Consider the following 15,288-nt stretch of genomic DNA (forward strand, 5'->3'; position numbering starts at 1 on the left):
CATCGTCGCAGACGCCGTGCGGTGTCAGGGGTCACAGCTAGGGTCCACCGCATGGCTCTCGACCTGCTTGCCCACGTCCGTGACGAATCAGCCCGTTTCGCCGCCGTGCTGAGCGAGACGGATCCGGCCGCCCGGGTCCCGACCTGTCCGGAGTGGGACGCCGCCGACCTGTTCTGGCACCTCACCGAGGTCCATCACGTGTGGGCCGAGGTGGTCGGCCGCCGCATCACCGACGGCGACGTCGTCGACGGCGAGGTCGAGGGCGCGCTGACCCGACCCGCGGACCACCACGCGATAGCGGCCCTCTACGACCGCACCACCGACGACCTGCTGCGGGCCCTCGCGGCGGCCGACGACAACGAGCCGGTGTGGACGTGGGCCAGCGACCAGAGCGTCGGTTTCGTCCGGCGCTTCCAGGCCCACGAGGCGTTGATGCACCGGGTGGACGCCGAGCTCGCCGCCGGTCTGGCGCCGTCGCCGCTGCCGGTCGAGCTCGCCGACGACGGCATCGACGTGGTGCTCCGCTTCGGCAAGACATGGCGGCCGGGCTGGGCCGACTGGCAGCCCACCGGCCCCGTCGGCCGGCTGCACGCCACCGACACCGACCGCCGTTGGACGGTGCGCATCGGCAGCTGGTCGGGCCACTCCCCCGACACCGGCAAGACCTACGACGGGCAGGACGCCCTCGAGCTCGTCGCCGACCACAGCGAGACCGATGTCGAACCCGACTTCAGCGTGCACGCCACGGCCGCCGAGCTGGATGCCTGGTTGTGGTGCCGCCCCGGCTTCGGGGAGGTCTCCGTGCAGGGCGACGCCGAGCGCTTCACCGCCCTCGTCAAGGACGGGATGCAGTAGCAGCCGCCCGTGCCGCCGCCGGCAGCGCCGCCTCGATCACGGCGAGGGCGTCGCCGTCGATGGCGGCATTGACGAACCACGCCTCGAAGGCACTCGGCGGCAAGTACACCCCGGCGTCCAGCATCGCGTGGAAGAACGGCGCGTAGCGCCACGTCTCGGCCGCCTGCGCGCCGGCGAAGTCGAGCACGGGCTGCTCGCTGAAGAAGATCGAGAAGAAGTTGCCGGCGTACTGCAGCTGGTGCGCGACACCCTCGGCGGTGAGCGCCTGCGAGGCCAGGGCACCGATCGTCCGGGCCAGCTCGTCGAGCCGCGCGTAGACCTCGGGCGTGGCATGGCGCAACGTCGCGAGCCCGGACGCCACGGCCACCGGGTTCCCCGACAACGTTCCGGCCTGATAGACCGGGCCGGCGGGCGCGAGATAGGCCATGACGTCGGCACGGCCACCGAAGGCCGCTGCCGGCAGGCCACCACTCATCACCTTGCCGAAGGTGAAGAGATCGGCGTCGACCGGCTGCAGGCCGTACCAGCCCGCGGCCGAGACGCGGAAGCCCGTCATGACCTCGTCCATGATCAACAGCGCGCCGTGGCGGCGGGTGATCTCGCGGAGCCCGGCGTTGAAGCCGTCGACGGGCGCGATGGCGCCCATGTTCCCGGCGGCGGCCTCCGTGATGACGCAGGCGATGTCGGCGCCGTGCTCGGCGAAACAGGCCTCGACCGCGGCGAGGTCGTTGTAGGGCAGGACGATCGTCTCCGCCGTCTGCGCGCCGGTGACGCCGGGGGTGTCGGGCAGGCCGTGGGTGATCACGCCGGAGCCGGCCGCGGCGAGCAGCGCGTCGACGTGGCCGTGATAGCAGCCGGCGAACTTCACGACCCGGTGCCGTCCGGTGACGCCGCGGGCCAAGCGCACCGCCGACATCGTCGCCTCGGTGCCGGAGTTGACCAGCCGCACCTGCTCGACGGGGGCGACTCGCCCGATGAGCTCCTCGGCCAGCGCGAGCTCGCCCTCGGTGGGCGTGCCGAACGACAGTCCGGAGGCCGCCGCCCGCTGCACCGCCTCGACCACCGCCGGATGCGCATGGCCCAGGATCATCGGACCCCAGGACGACACGAGGTCCACGTAACGGGAGCCGTCGGCGTCGGTGAGATAGGGGCCCGAACCGCTGACCATGAAGCGGGGCGTCCCCCCGACGGCACGGAAGGCCCGTACCGGCGAGTTCACGCCGCCGGGAATGACCCGCTGCGCGCGCTCGAAGAGGTCTGCGGAGATCGGTGCATCGGCCACTGGTCCACTGTGCCATTCGCGTGCCGACGGTCGACGGCGCACCGTCGCCTCGGTGAACTGGCGTACGGCCCGCATCCGCTCCGTATGGCGAATCGGCGGGGTCGGCCGGTTACTGTGCCTCGTGGCGATGCTGCAGCTGCGGGTGGTGTGCCCGGACGACGAGGCCGACCGGGTGCTCACCACGGTGGCCGATCAGGTCGGGACCGTCGCGGTCACGCGCACGGCATCGAGTGACGGCACGATCGTCTGTGCTGACATCGCGCGGGAGAGTGTCGACGAACTGCTCGACCAGCTGCGCGCCATGCGCGCGCTCGAACGCGGCATGGTCACGCTGACGCCGCTCGACACCGCGCTCGGCCGGCTCGCCGAGCAGGCGGAGGCCGATGCCCCCGGAGAAGGCGCGGACGCGCTGATCTGGGATGACCTCGCCTCCCGCACCGGTGAGGACTCGATCCTCACCTGGACCTTCTGCGCCTTCATGGTGCTGGCTGCCGTCCTGGCCGCCATCGGCATCGTCACCAACTCGACGATCACCATCGTCGGTGCGATGGTCGTGGGCCCGGAGTTCGGTCCGCTCGCCGCGGTCGCCGTCGGCCTCGTCGGTCGACGAATGATCATCGTCCGCCGCGCGGCGGTGGCGGTGGTGGCCGGCTTCGTCCTGGCGATCCTGCTGACGGCGGCGCTGTCCCTGCTCGGACGCGCCGCCGGGCTCTTCGACGTCAGCGCCCTGAACAACCACGACCAGACCGAGTTCATCTATCACCCCGGCTGGTTCTCGCTCATCACCGCCCTGGTGGCCGGCGCCGCCGGAACGCTGTCGTTGACATCGTCGAAATCGGCCGCGCTCGTCGGCGTCTTCATCTCCGTCACGACCATCCCGGCCGCGGGCAACGTCGCCGTCGCTGCGACCTGCAACCTCTGGTACCAGGCCGGACAGTCGCTGCTGCAGCTCGGTATCAACCTCGTCGGGATCGTGGCTGCCGGAGTGGTCACGCTGGTCGCACTGCAGTCGGTCCAGGCCCGTCGGGACAGTCGGCACGAGCGGAACGTCAGCCGAGCTCGCGCCGCATGACGATCCGGCGCCCCGCGGCGTCCAGGCCCAACTCGGCTTCCCGCGCTCGCCGGGCGGCGAGCCCCCCGGTCGGCCGCTCGACGACGCTGAAGCCACGGGCCCTGTACCAGGGGCCGTTCCACGGGACGTCGGCGAAGGTGCAGAGGGTCATCGCGGGGTACCCGGCGGCTCGCGCCGCGTCGCAGGCATGGTCGAGCAGTCGGGAGCCGAGGCCGGTGCGCATGACGCTGGGCAGCACGGCGATCTCGTCCAGGTGGGCATGGCCGTCGACCTCCGCGACGACGGCGAAGCCCACGACGCCGGTGCGCGGATCCTCGGCGACCCAGGTCGCGACGGCGTCCGCGGCGACCGCGAACTCGATCGTCGGCAGCTCGACCCCCGACAGCCCGAAGACGATCTCGGCGCGTTCGTCGATCTCGGCGAGCAGCGGCAGGTCGGCCGGCTCCGCCGCTCGGATCGACGGCGGCTGGTGGTCCGCCACCTCGGCCAGCCCGAGGACGGTGGCCAGACGCTGCGGGTGACGCGACGGCACCAGCACGTCCCGCCCGTCGTCCAACCGCAGCGCCACCCCCTTCGTCCGGCCGGGTTTGCCGTTCGGCCAGCCGAGGACGGGCAGGTCACGCGCGACCGCGGGGGCGAAGCCGGCCACCTCGGCACGGACGAGCATCTCGTCACCGACCCAGACCTCGTCGGTCGTCACGACGAGAGTGCGGGTGGCGCGGGCAGCGCCGACGAAGATCGCGTCCACCCCGCTGACCAGCGCCAGCGCGACCAGCCAGCCGGGCAGGTGCGCGACCGCGCCCCGGACGTCGATGACGAGGTCGATGCCGAAGCCCGCCAGGATGACCGCCACGACGACGAGCACCTCGACCCAGCTGCGCGGCGGCTCGCGCAGCACCACGGCACCGGTGGGTCGCCGGTCGTCCGGGTCGACCGCGGTCTCGGCGGCGGGCTCGCTGTCGGTCACCGCAGCACGGTAGCGGCCTCGGTTGCCCAGTAGGTGAGGATGACCGAGGCGCCGGCCCGCTTGATCGAGGTCAGCGTCTCCATGATCACGCGCTCCCGGTCCAGCCAGCCGTTCGCGGCGGCGGCCTCGACCATCGCGTACTCGCCACTGATCTGATAGGCCGCGACCGGCACCGGGCTGGCGTCGGCGACGGCGCGCAGGATGTCCAGGTAGGGCAGCGCCGGCTTCACCATGACGAGGTCGGCACCCTCGCCGACGTCCAGCGCGACCTCGGCCAGCGCATCGGCGACACTGCGGGTGGCGTCCTGCTGGTAGCTGGCCCGGTCACCCTGCAGCGACGAGTTGACCGCCTCCCGGAAGGGACCGTAGAACCCCGAGGCGTACTTCGGCGCGTAGGCGAGGATGCCGGTCTCGCCGAAGCCGGCGCCGTCCAGGGCCGCGCGGACGGCAGCGACCTGGCCGTCCATCATGCCGCTGGTACCGAGCAGGTGGGCGCCCGCAGCCGCCTGTGCCAGGCCCATGTTGGCGTACCGCTGCAGCGTGGCGTCGTTGTCCACGGCGCCGTGCTCGTCGAGGACGCCACAGTGACCATGGTCGGTGAACTCGTCCAGGCAGAGGTCGGCCATGAGCACCGTGGCGTCGCCGAGCTCGTCGCGCAGCCGCCGCAGGCCGACGTTGAGGATGCCGTCCTCGGCATCGGCCCCGGAGCCGACGGCGTCCTTGCCCTCGGGGACGCCGAAGAGCATCACGCCGCCGACGCCGGCCTCGACGGCCTCGGTCGCGGCCTTGGCCAGGGAGTCCAGCGAGTGCTGGACGACGCCGGGCATGGACGAGATCGGCTGCGCCTCGGTGATGCCCTCGCGCACGAACATCGGGAGCACGAGGTCAGAGGGACGGACCGTCACCTCGCTCACCAGCCGGCGCAGCGCAGGGGTCCGGCGCAGCCGGCGGGGACGCGAGACGGGGAAGGGCGGCAGCTCGGGCAGGCTCACCCGTCCCAGCGTAGGACTCGCCACCCGGGCCCCTGCCGTGCTATCCAATGCAGGTGCGGAGGGCTGTGGGGGTGGGGCTCATCGCGGCCCTGCTCGGCGGATCGCTGACCGCCTCGACCTCCCTGCAGTCCCCGGAGCCCGGCTACCTCAGGTTAGAGGTCTCCGCCGACCCCGGTGACGCCGATTTCGGCTGGTACCTCGACACGACGGAGGGCACGCCTCCGGCGCCCGGTCCGTCCCCTCTCGCGCCCACGAGCGCGCCGCGACCGACGGCGACCGCGCCGCGACCTCCGGAACCCTCCACGCCGATCCCTCGCGCCGCCCGGAGGTTCGCGTGGACGGGCAAGCAGGGCGCCCTGCCCGAGGCCTTCACCCTCACCGTGCTCCGGGGGCTCTCCGTACGGCAGGCGCTCGCGACCGTCGCACCCCACCCTTTCTTCCCGGCGCGACCGGTGGCGACGACCCGGCGTGCCATCGACATCGTCGAGAGCGTCCAGGAGCCGGGGAGCCAGGAAGGCCCGTTCCCGCAGCTTGTCGCCGCCGTCCGTCGGGGGCCGTACACCTTGATCCTGGAGGACAACAACTTCCTCGCCACCGACGAGGCCGGCCGGCTGAGCCGCAAGGGTGTCGCAGCGGTCTACTTCTGCAACATCGAACTGGACACCTCGTTCACGGTGGCACGCCGCGGCCGGGTCACCCGGTCCTTCGAACCGTTCAGCGGGACGGACTACCTCGGCCGCCGCCTCCGGCAAGAGCGCGGACTGCCGTTCGGGGGCCGCTACTCGGAGTGGATGGACGCCACCTCGCTCGAACTCGTGCGGCGCGTCACCGGCTACCGGGTGACCCCGGCCGACGTCGACATCGACAGCTACGACCTCGCCGTGGCCGTCGACCCCTGAGCCACGATTCGGGAGTGCCGGTCCCGCTGAGCGGGACCGGCACTCCCCGATCGATGGCGGTCAGCCGGCGGCGACGTCGTCCACCCAGAAGGTGGACGGGCTCGAAGCGTCGTTGCTGGCGCTGAAGGTGAGTGTCACCGACTGTCCGGCGTAGGCGGCCAGGGACGCACTCGACGACTGCCAGGTGGCGGTGGTCCCGGTGTTGGAGAACGTCTTCAGCGTGGTCCCGCCAAGCTTCACGGTCAGCGTGTCGTGAGCGGTGCCGGAGGTGTCGGTGGTCGTCATCCGCGTCCACCAGGTCAGCGAACCGGACGCCGGCACGGTGAAGGTCTGCGAGGCGGCGTCGGTGGTGGAGCTGGTCGCGCCGAGGTGTAGCGAGTGCGTCCCGCTGTGAGCCTGGCTGGTGACGATGGTGGCCCCGTTGAGCGCCCACGGGCTTGTGCCGCTCTCGAACCCGCCGTTGGCCAGCGCCGAGCTGGTGCCACCGCCGGTACCGCCACCCGTGCCGCCCCCGGTCGTGGTCCCGCCGGCCAGCCACTGCGTGGTGTTGAGGGCGATGGCCGCGTTGGTGCCGGCGGAGTCGTCCCAGCCGTCGTAGAGGGTGTTGCCCGACTGCCCGGTGCCGTCGTCGATGGGTGAGCTGTCCCCCCAGAACGCGACCCGGCCGGAGCCGAAGGTGGAGGTCGCCACCGCCGCGCCCGTCGTCCCCGAGGCCGAGTAGCCGCTGCGATAGACGACGCCACGGACGGCCGAGTTGTCCGACGGGTTGAGGGTGGCCGTCGTGCCGTTGCGGATGATCGTGCCCTTGACGGTGCCGAAGGGACCGTTCACCACGGCGGCCGGCGCACCGGAGCCGATGACGTTCGGGTTCTCGTTGTCGATGTTGAGCTTGTCGATGCTGAAGCCGAAGGGGTCGGAGCTGTCGACGGAGTTGTTCGTCATCAGGTCGTTGAGGACGGCCACCGAGTCGGCGCCGTCGTTGTTGCGGTCGCTCTGGTTGTGATCGCTGATCATGAACAGCCCGCCGCCGTTCTTCACGAACGTCATGATCGCGGTCTTCTCGGCGGCGGTGAAGAGGATGTTCGGCTCGGGCAGGACGAGGGCGTCGAAGTTGGTGAGGTCCAGCGAGCCGCTGCCGCCGTAGGTGATCGAGCCGGACGACTGCGTCTTCAGCGAGTAGTTGCCGGTCTTCTGCAGCCCGACGCCCCAGGCGGAGATGCCGCCGGTCCAGTCGGACTCGACCGAGGGGGTCGCGTCCTGGGCCGTCGGGTCGGGCTTGGACGTGGAGATGATCCAGTCGGCGTTGCCCGCCTCTTCGGCCGACGTGTCGTCGAAGAGGACGCGGTACGGGGTGGCCGCGTGGGCAGCGGGAGCCGTCACGACGGTGGTGACGAGGGCGGGGGCCACAGCGGCGACGAGGGTGGCCGCCAGCAGCAAGGGTCGAGAGCGCATGAGCCGAGATGCTAGCGGCCCAAATGCGACATTTTGGTGACGTCGGGGCAACTCGCACCACCCCCCGACGTGATCAACAGGCGGTTTCGGTCGCGGTGACGACCGGAACCGCCTGTTGATCACGGAAACGGCGGGGGGTGGACCTCAGCGCGAAGCGCGGCGGGCGCCGGAGCGGGCCGGCTTCTTGGCCGCAGCTGCCGCCGCGACCTTCTCCTTCTCGGCGGCCGCACGCTCGACGGCGAACTCGGCCAGCGCGTCGATCAGCGCCGGGACCGTCGCCTGCTCGGGCTGGACGTCCACCCGCAGGCCGAACTCGGTCGCGGTGGCCGCGGTCTGTGGGCCGATGCAGGCCACGACGGTCCGGGCGTGCGGCTTGCCGGCGATGCCGACGAGGTTGCGCACCGTGGACGACGACGTGAAGCAGACGGCCTGGAAGCCACCGGACTTGATGGCGTCGCGGATCTCGGCCGCGGGCGGCGCCGCGCGCACGGTCCGGTACGCGGTGACGTCGTCGATCTCCCAGCCCAGCTCTCGCAGCCCGGCGGCGAGCGTCTCGGTGGCGATGTCGGCGCGCGGCAGCAGGATCCGGTCGATCGGGTCGAGCACCTCGTCGTAGGGCGGGAAGTCGGCCAGCAGCCCCTCGGACGACGCGTTCTCGTCCGCCGGGACGAGCTCGGGCTTGATGCCGAAGGCGCGGACGGCCTCGGCCGTGGCCGACCCGACGCAGGCGATCTTGACGCCGGCGAAGGCGCGGGCGTCCAGACCGAACTCCTCGAACTTCTCCCGGACGGCGCGGACGGCGTTGGTCGAGGTGAAGACGATCCACTCGAAGCGGCCGGTCACCAGGCCCTTGATGGCGCGCTCCATCTGGGTGGGCGTACGGGGCGGCTCGACGGCGATGGTCGGGACCTCGACGGGCACCGCACCGAAGCCGCGCAGCCGGTCGCTCATCGAGCCGGCCTGGTCCTTGGTGCGCGGCACCAGGACCTTCCAGCCGTAGAGCGAGCGCGACTCCCACCACGCGAGCTTCTCGCGCGAGGCGGCAGCCTTGCCGATGGTGAGCACGAGGCGGCCGGACATGCCGACCGTGGTCAGCCCGAGGTCGCCGATCTGCCCGGTGACGGTCTGCTGGCCGGTGGTCGTGCCGGCGCAGCTGACGGCGACGGCGGTGTCGGGCTTGAGGCCGTTGGCGACCAGCTGCTCGCCGACGGTCTCGACCTCAGCGGCGTCGATCGTGATCACCACGGTGCCGCTGGCCGAGGCCAGGAACTCGTAGTCGGCCTCCTGCGCCGAGGCCAGGTCGACCTCGGTGCGGACCGCGCCCACCGGGACACCGGCATAGGTGGCGGTGCCGGTACCGAGCGCGATGCCGGGGACGACGTCGAACGGGACGACCGTCTTGGCGACGGCGAGCGTCTCCTTCACCACGGCGTCGTCGGCGAAGGGGTCACCGGCGACGAGGCGCACCACGTGCAGGCCGTTGCGGGCCTCGGCGAGGGCCGTCTTGGCCGTGTCGGCCGGGGCCGCCTCGGCGGCACGGACCTCGACGGCGGCGAGGTCCCGGATCGCCGCGGGGACCGCCGCGTCGGCGATCACCAGCTCGGCGTCGCGGATCGCGTCCGTCGCTCGGGCCGTGAGCAGACCGGGGTCGCCGGGGCCGGCACCCACGAAGGTGATGCGGCCGACGGTCTTGCGGGCGCGGGTCATGTAGAGCTCCCCATCATGGTGTTAGCGCCGTCAGCGAGCAGCTCGGCGGCAAGCCGCCGGCCGACGCCGTCGGCATCGGTCGTGGGTCCGGTGGCGGAGAGTCGCACGGCACCACTGCCGTCGATCGCCGTCACCGAACCGCGGAGGAAAACTTCGGGACCGTCGTCGCCCTCGGCGATCTCGGCCATGGCGCCGACGGGGGCGGAGCAGCCCGCCTCCAGCGCTTCGAGCAGGGCCCGCTCGGCGGCGACCGCCGCGCGGGTGTCGGCGTGGTCCAGTGCTGCCACCAGCGCCACCGCCTCGTCGTCGTCGGAGCGGCACTCGATGGCCAGTGCCCCCTGCGCCGCCGCGGGCAGCACCTGGATGGGGTCGAGGACCTCGGTGACGACGTCGTGGCGGCCGATCCGCTTGAGGCCGGCGTAGGCGAGCACCACGGCATCGAGCTCGCCGAGGGTCACCTTGCCGACGCGGGTGTCGATGTTGCCGCGGATCGCCACCACCTCGACCCCCAGGCCGAGCGCGTTGAGCTGGGCCATCCGCCGCGGCGAACCGGTCCCGACACGGGCACCGGCAGGCAGTTCGCCGAGCGTCAACCCGTCTCGGGCGACGAGCACGTCGCGGTTGTCCTCGCGGGGCGGGACGGCCGCCACCGTGATGCCGGGCGCCGGCGCGGTGGGCAGATCCTTGAACGAGTGCACCGCGATGTCGATGGAGCCGTCCAACAGCGCGTCACGCAGCGCGGAGACGAAGACTCCCGTGCCACCGATCTGGGCGAGGGCGGCGGACGAGCGGTCACCCTCGGTGCTGACCGGGACGATCTCGACGGCGGCGTCGAGCTGCGCGACGACCTGGTCGGTCTGGGCGCGGGCAAGGGTGCTCGCCCGGGTGCCCACCCGGAAGGTACGAGGAGCCATCAGCGCACCTCACCGGACGGTTTCTTCACCGCGGCGACGGACTCCGCGGCGGCGGGGTCGAGGCCGAACAGCTCCCGCAGCGCCGCGGCGTACTGGTCGCCGCCGGGGGTGGTGGCCAGCTCCTTGACCCGGACGGTCGGCGCGTGCAGCACCTTCTCCACCGCACGGCGGACGGCCTCGGCCACCTCGTGGCGGTCGGTGGGGTCCAGGTCGGGCAGCCGGCCGTCCAAGCGGACGAGCTCGGCGTCGACGACCTGCCGTGCCCGCGCGCGGAGCGCGGTGACGGTGGGGGCGACGGCCAGACGCTGCTGCGCGAGCAGGTACTCCGCCAGCTCGTCGGCCACGATGGTGCTCGCGGCGTCGACCTCGGAGTCGCTGACCATGGCCCCGCCACCGCGCAGCGCCTCGAGGTCGACGTAGGTGACGCCGGGGATGACGGCGACGGCGGGATCGACATCGCGCGGCAGGGCGAGGTCCAGGACGCAGAGCGGCCGCTCGGCGCGCGAGGCCACCAGGTGCGACTCCACGACCAGCCCGGTCGAGCCGGTCGAGGAGACCACCAGATCGGCCTCGGCGATCTCGCGGGCCAGATCGTTCAGCCCGACCGCCCGGCCGTCCAGGGTGGCGGCGAGTCGCTCACCGCGGTCGAGCGTCCGGTTCGCCACGACGATCTCGCCGATGCCGCGACGGCGCAGGGTCGCACCGGCCAGCGCGCCCATCGAGCCGGCGCCGACGATCAGCGCGCTACGACCCGCCAGGCCGCCGCCCAGCGCCTGCTCGGCCCGGTCGAGGGCGACCGAGACGATGGAGGCGCCGGCGCGGTCGATGCCGGTCTCGCTGTGGACGCGCTTGCCCACCCGCAGCGCGGTCTGGGTGAGGTCGTGCAGCACCGTGCCGATCGAACCGAGCTCGGTGCCCAGCGCGTAGGCCGCGCGCAGCTGGCCGAGGATCTGGGACTCGCCCACCACCATCGAGTCCAGGCCCGAGGCGACGCTGAACATGTGCTCGGCGGCCGCCTCGGCGAAGTGGACGTAGAAGTGGTCGGAGAGGTCCGCGAGAGCCATGCCCGCGTGGCGGGCGAGCACCGAGCGGATCTCGAAGTCGCCGGGGTGGAAGCGGGGGATGTCGGCGTAGACCTCGACGCGGTTGCAGGTCGAGAGCACCAGCACCTCGCTGATGGTCTCGGCGATGTGCAGCTCCTCGAGCGTCTTGCGCAGGTCGTCCGCGGCGACGGCGACGCGCTCGAGCACCGACACCGGAGTGGTGCGGTGGGAGAGTCCGACGACGATGAGGCTCACGAGTTCGCCGCCTTCGTCAGGGCCGCGGCGGCCTTGCGGTTCTCGTGGAAGGAGAGGATCTGCAGCTCGGCGGCGAGGTCGACCTTGCGGACATCGACGTGATCGGGCACGGACACCACCACCGGAGCGAAGTTGAGGATGCTGGTGACCCCCGCGGCCACGAGACGGTCGCAGACGTCCTGGGCGACCTTGTCCGGGACGGCGAGCACCGCGATCGTGATCTGCTCCTCCGCCACGACGGTGTCGAGCTCGGCGATGTCGCGCACCCGGCAGCCCTCGACGATGCTGCCGACGAGGGCGGGATCGGAGTCGAGCAGCGCCGCCACCCGGAAGCCGCGCGAGGCGAATCCGGCGTAGCCGGCCAGCGCCTGCCCGAGGTGACCGACACCGACGAGGGCCACCGACCGGTGCACGGTGAGGCCGAGCGTGCGGGAGATCTGCAGCGTCAGGGTGCCGACGTCGTAGCCGACGCCCCGGATGCCGTACGAGCCCAGGTAGGAGAGATCCTTGCGGAGCTTGGCGGAGTTGACGCCGGCCGCCGTCGCCAGCTCCTCGGAGGAGACGGTCGCCACGCCGCGCTCGGCGAGCTGGGCGAGCACGCCCAGGTAGGTCGCCAGCCGGGCGACCGTGGCGTCCGGGACGTTCTGCAGCCCACTCGGCGCGACCGTGCCGACGGCACCGCGATCACTGCGCGGGACGTTCATCGACACCTCGGAAGATGGGCGACGCACAGCCCCGCGACCGGCCGTGGACGGGCCGGGCGGGCAGGCGATCGGGCCCGTGTGGTAGTGGCTGACTGCGAGACCGAAGGTACGCCGCTCGTGAAAGTTTTCCCAAATCGTCGCACTGCGTGATAGTGGGACGTCGCCGGCGGTACAGCCCGCCGCGTCAGCGTGCGACGGCCTTGCGCAAGCGCGCCTCCTCCACGCGCCAGTACCCGTGTTCCCTGCCGTCGACGAGGATCACCGGCACCCGGTCGGAGTACTCCGCGCGCAACGCCGGCACGGCGTCGACATCGGCGAGCCGCAGCGTGAAGCCCAGCTCGGCCGCGAGCGAGGCGAGCAGCGTCTCGGCCTCGTGGCACAGATGGCACTGCTGCCGGGTGATCACCGTCACCACGTGATCACGCGGAGCCATCGACGCCGCCTGCCGGTTCCTCGCCGAGCTGCCACTTCTTCACCTTGCCGGTCACCGTGTGCGGCAGGGCGGGGACGACATGGACCACCGTCGGCACCTTGAAGCGGGCGAGCACCGCCGCCGCCTGCGCCGTCAGCGCGGCCGGGTCCAGCTCCACGCCGGGGACCGGCACGACATAGGCGTGGACGGCTTCGCCGGTGCGCGCGTCCCGAGCCCCGACCACCGCCGCCTCCGCCACGCCCTCGGCGCGCAGCAGGACGGTCTCGACCTCGGCCGGGTAGACGTTGAAGCCGTTGACGATGACCAGATCGGTGACCCGTCCGACCAGGCGGAGCCGACCGTCGGCGTCGGTGACGGCGATGTCGCCGGTGGCGAACCAGCCGTCGGCATCGGGACCGTCCCGCCCGTCGGGCCAGTAACCGGAGAAGAGATTGTCCCCTCGGACGACGAGTCGGCCGGGGTCGCCGTCGGCCACCACCTCGTCGTCGGTGTCACGCAGCTCGACCTCGAGCCCCGGCACCGGCCGGCCGACGGAACCCGCCGCCGCATGGGCCGGGTCCGCCGGCGTGCTCAACGCGACGACCGGGGCGGTCTCGGTGAGTCCGTACCCCTCCCGCAGCGCCACGCCGGCCCGCTCGTAGCGATCGACCAGGCCGCGCCCCAGTCGGGTCGAGCCCGCCATCGCGAACCGCACCCGACCGAAGCCGGTGGCGAAGCCGGGTTGCGCGAGCCAGGCGGCGTACTGGGCGGGGACGGCCAGGACGGTGGTCACGGACTCTGCCGCCATGGTCGCGAGCGTGGCAGCCGGATCGAAGCCGGAGGCACCGCCGAGGACGAGGGTCGCAGCGCTGTGCAGCACCGCACCGAGACCGGCGTTGAGGCCCAGGACATGGGAGAGCGGGACGGGGAGGAAGACGACGTCGGCGGCCTCGACCAGCGGCGGGCTCAGCCGCGACACCTGCTCGACGTTGGCCAGCAGCGCTCGCGCGGAGAGCATCGCGCCCTTGCCCTTGCCGCTGGTGCCGCTCGTGTACAGCACGGCGACGACGTCCTCGCCGCCCCGGACCGCGCCGGCGGCGCCGTCGGCGGGTCCCGAACGCCGGGACGCCACCAGCTCGCGCGCCAGGGCGGCGTCGACCAGCAGCGAGACCCCGGCGTCGGCGGTGATGTGGTCGACCTCGGCCTGCGTGTACGAGGGGTCGATCGGCACGCAGATGAGCCCCGCCCGCAGGGTCGCCAGGTAGGACACCACGAACTCGGCGCTGGTCGGCAGCAGCAGCGCGACGCGGGCACCCGCCTCCGGGAGACGGTCGGCGAGGTCGAGGGCGGCAGCGTCGACGGCGGCGTCGAGGTCATGCCAGCTCCACCGTCGGTCGCCGTCGACGAGTGCGGGGCCGTCCGGTCGCTGCCGGGCCGCGCGGCGCAGCAGATCGGCCGGATTGCTCACGTCCGTTCGTCCGGTGCTCACGGCTCCACCCTGTCACCTGCCCGCCGTCGGATCACGGCCACGGCGCAGATCGGTGACGAGCGCCCTTGCGCTTCGCGCCGCAGCAGGCAAGCTGGACCCGGGGGATGTGCTCCATCTCTGGCAACACCCACATGAACTGCGGCAATTCGGGACCAACGGCCCGCCGATTGCCCGGCCTCGGGGGTGTCGCATTCACCGACAGGTCGTTACAGTTAGCGCAGTTTTTACACCGGTGCCATGACCGGAGCACCGACACCCGCGACGAGAGGTCAGCGATGCCGGGTAGGCGCACGCACGGCCTCACCGTCTCCGGCCATGCCCGATCGGCAACGGGCCTGCAGGCCCTCGCCGCCCTGATCAACGACGTCCTCTCGGGTCTGGGTACGCGGCCGGCTTTCGCCCTTGCCGGGACGTCCGGCAACTCCCGGCCGGACCGCTGGGACCGGGTGCAGCACAGCGTCGAGTCGCCGCCCTCCCGTCGCGGTCCCTCGCCGCGACCGCTGGAGGTCGTTCCCACACCGGCCGGCGAGGACGGCACCGGGCCCTCCGACGACCCCGCGGACCCCGACGGCGACACCACCGAACCGCACGCCGAGATGGACGCCGACCACGTCGAGACCTGGCAGCTGGTGCAGCGCGCGCAGACCGGCGACGGCGAGGCCTTCGGCGTTCTCTACGACCGCTACGTCGACCTGGTCTTCCGCTTCATCTACTACCGCGTGAACGACCGTGCCTTGGCCGAGGACTTCACCAGCGAGACCTTCCTGCGGGCGCTGCGCCGGATCGGGTCGATCTCGTACCAGGGTCGCGACATCGGGGCCTGGTTCGTCACCATCGCGCGCAACATCGTGCTCGACCACGTGAAGTCCGCCCGCAACCGGCTCGAGACCACGACCGCCGACACCATCGAGACCCGCGAGTACGAGCGCAGCACCGAGGCCGCGGTGCTCGAGACACTGCAGTCCGAGCGGCTCATGCAGGCCATCGACCAGCTCGGCGACGAGCAGCGCGAATGCATCATGCTGCGCTTCATCCAGGGACTGTCGGTCAGCGAGACCGCCGCCATCATGGGCAAGAACGACGGCGCCATCAAGGCGCTGCAGCACCGTGCCGTCCGCAAGCTGGCCGACCTCGTCGGTGGTGAGCTGCGATGACCGGCAGCCACCAGACTCCGGGCCGGAATTTGTCGGTTCCCCACAGTAACGCTGGGGTCACCCCGTCGTTGGACTTCATGACAGATGGTCA

At 72.1% G+C, this 15,288-nt stretch carries 14 protein-coding genes; 4 read left to right on the top strand and 10 right to left on the bottom strand.

Annotation, left to right across the window (positions count from 1 at the left end):
- Window positions 1-51: 51 nt before the first annotated feature.
- Entirely contained in the window at window positions 52-855 is an 804-nt protein-coding gene (locus AC0NZQ_RS00655; RefSeq protein ID WP_474527679.1) for a maleylpyruvate isomerase family mycothiol-dependent enzyme, read from the top strand.
- On the opposite strand, the gene hemL is transcribed toward AC0NZQ_RS00655, so the two are convergent.
- The gene (gene hemL / locus AC0NZQ_RS00660) at window positions 836-2,137 is read right to left on the bottom strand and encodes a glutamate-1-semialdehyde 2,1-aminomutase (RefSeq protein ID WP_474527680.1); all 1,302 of its coding nucleotides are present in this window, start codon (window positions 2,135-2,137) and stop codon (window positions 836-838) included. The two genes, AC0NZQ_RS00655 and hemL, sit on opposite strands and share 20 nt — an antisense overlap.
- 127 nt (window positions 2,138-2,264) lie before the next feature.
- Here hemL and AC0NZQ_RS00665 point away from each other — a divergent pair, with 127 nt between their 5' ends.
- Window positions 2,265-3,209 (top strand): DUF389 domain-containing protein, encoded by a 945-nt coding sequence (locus AC0NZQ_RS00665; protein ID WP_474529375.1) that lies wholly within the window; start codon window positions 2,265-2,267, stop codon window positions 3,207-3,209.
- Here AC0NZQ_RS00665 and AC0NZQ_RS00670 read toward each other — a convergent pair.
- The gene (locus tag AC0NZQ_RS00670) at window positions 3,187-4,176 is read right to left on the bottom strand and encodes a GNAT family N-acetyltransferase (RefSeq protein ID WP_474527681.1); all 990 of its coding nucleotides are present in this window, start codon (window positions 4,174-4,176) and stop codon (window positions 3,187-3,189) included. The two genes, AC0NZQ_RS00665 and AC0NZQ_RS00670, sit on opposite strands and share 23 nt — an antisense overlap.
- The gene (hemB, locus tag AC0NZQ_RS00675; RefSeq protein WP_474527682.1) at window positions 4,173-5,168 is read right to left on the bottom strand and encodes a porphobilinogen synthase; all 996 of its coding nucleotides are present in this window, start codon (window positions 5,166-5,168) and stop codon (window positions 4,173-4,175) included. The genes AC0NZQ_RS00670 and hemB overlap by 4 nt, the downstream gene beginning before the upstream one ends.
- Before the next feature lie 53 nt (window positions 5,169-5,221).
- Here hemB and AC0NZQ_RS00680 point away from each other — a divergent pair, with 53 nt between their 5' ends.
- Window positions 5,222-6,067 carry a DUF6461 domain-containing protein gene (locus AC0NZQ_RS00680; RefSeq protein WP_474527684.1) on the top strand — a complete coding sequence of 282 codons (846 nt, stop codon included), beginning with the start codon at window positions 5,222-5,224 and terminating at the stop codon, window positions 6,065-6,067.
- A 60-nt stretch (window positions 6,068-6,127) separates the two neighbouring features.
- On the opposite strand, the gene AC0NZQ_RS00685 is transcribed toward AC0NZQ_RS00680, so the two are convergent.
- From AC0NZQ_RS00685 to AC0NZQ_RS00715, 7 genes are all read right to left on the bottom strand, one after another.
- The gene (locus AC0NZQ_RS00685) at window positions 6,128-7,519 is read right to left on the bottom strand and encodes a hydrolase (RefSeq protein ID WP_474527687.1); all 1,392 of its coding nucleotides are present in this window, start codon (window positions 7,517-7,519) and stop codon (window positions 6,128-6,130) included.
- A 144-nt stretch (window positions 7,520-7,663) separates the two neighbouring features.
- Window positions 7,664-9,226: a bifunctional uroporphyrinogen-III C-methyltransferase/uroporphyrinogen-III synthase gene (locus tag AC0NZQ_RS00690; RefSeq protein ID WP_474527688.1), complete on the bottom strand. Its 1,563-nt coding sequence runs from the start codon at window positions 9,224-9,226 to the stop codon at window positions 7,664-7,666.
- Window positions 9,223-10,140 (bottom strand): hydroxymethylbilane synthase, encoded by a 918-nt coding sequence (gene hemC, locus AC0NZQ_RS00695; protein WP_474527689.1) that lies wholly within the window; start codon window positions 10,138-10,140, stop codon window positions 9,223-9,225. The genes AC0NZQ_RS00690 and hemC overlap by 4 nt, the downstream gene beginning before the upstream one ends.
- Window positions 10,140-11,438 carry a glutamyl-tRNA reductase gene (locus AC0NZQ_RS00700; protein WP_474527691.1) on the bottom strand — a complete coding sequence of 433 codons (1,299 nt, stop codon included), beginning with the start codon at window positions 11,436-11,438 and terminating at the stop codon, window positions 10,140-10,142. Before AC0NZQ_RS00700 ends, hemC begins: the two co-directional genes overlap by 1 nt.
- Window positions 11,435-12,142 carry a redox-sensing transcriptional repressor Rex gene (locus AC0NZQ_RS00705; RefSeq protein ID WP_474527692.1) on the bottom strand — a complete coding sequence of 236 codons (708 nt, stop codon included), beginning with the start codon at window positions 12,140-12,142 and terminating at the stop codon, window positions 11,435-11,437. Before AC0NZQ_RS00705 ends, AC0NZQ_RS00700 begins: the two co-directional genes overlap by 4 nt.
- Window positions 12,143-12,326: 184 nt before the next feature.
- Window positions 12,327-12,575: a glutaredoxin family protein gene (locus AC0NZQ_RS00710; protein ID WP_474527693.1), complete on the bottom strand. Its 249-nt coding sequence runs from the start codon at window positions 12,573-12,575 to the stop codon at window positions 12,327-12,329.
- Window positions 12,562-14,043 (bottom strand): AMP-binding protein, encoded by a 1,482-nt coding sequence (locus AC0NZQ_RS00715; protein ID WP_474527694.1) that lies wholly within the window; start codon window positions 14,041-14,043, stop codon window positions 12,562-12,564. The genes AC0NZQ_RS00710 and AC0NZQ_RS00715 overlap by 14 nt, the downstream gene beginning before the upstream one ends.
- Window positions 14,044-14,318: 275 nt before the next feature.
- Here AC0NZQ_RS00715 and AC0NZQ_RS00720 point away from each other — a divergent pair, with 275 nt between their 5' ends.
- Window positions 14,319-15,197, top strand: coding sequence for a sigma-70 family RNA polymerase sigma factor (locus tag AC0NZQ_RS00720; protein WP_474527696.1), 879 nt, complete (start codon window positions 14,319-14,321; stop codon window positions 15,195-15,197).
- Window positions 15,198-15,288 lie beyond the last annotated feature (91 nt).

It is taken from the genome of Jatrophihabitans sp. sgz311053, from assembly GCF_056135305.1.

Coding starts and splice junctions, on each gene's coding strand:
- AC0NZQ_RS00655 (WP_474527679.1), top strand. CDS start 52: ATGGCTCTCGACCTGCTTGCCCACGTCCGTGACGAATCAGCCCGTTTC.
- AC0NZQ_RS00665 (WP_474529375.1), top strand. CDS start 2,265: ATGCTGCAGCTGCGGGTGGTGTGCCCGGACGACGAGGCCGACCGGGTG.
- AC0NZQ_RS00685 (WP_474527687.1), bottom strand. CDS start 7,519: ATGCGCTCTCGACCCTTGCTGCTGGCGGCCACCCTCGTCGCCGCTGTG.
- AC0NZQ_RS00690 (WP_474527688.1), bottom strand. CDS start 9,226: ATGACCCGCGCCCGCAAGACCGTCGGCCGCATCACCTTCGTGGGTGCC.
- hemC (WP_474527689.1), bottom strand. CDS start 10,140: ATGGCTCCTCGTACCTTCCGGGTGGGCACCCGGGCGAGCACCCTTGCC.
- AC0NZQ_RS00705 (WP_474527692.1), bottom strand. CDS start 12,142: ATGAACGTCCCGCGCAGTGATCGCGGTGCCGTCGGCACGGTCGCGCCG.
- AC0NZQ_RS00710 (WP_474527693.1), bottom strand. CDS start 12,575: ATGGCTCCGCGTGATCACGTGGTGACGGTGATCACCCGGCAGCAGTGC.
- AC0NZQ_RS00720 (WP_474527696.1), top strand. CDS start 14,319: ATGCCGGGTAGGCGCACGCACGGCCTCACCGTCTCCGGCCATGCCCGA.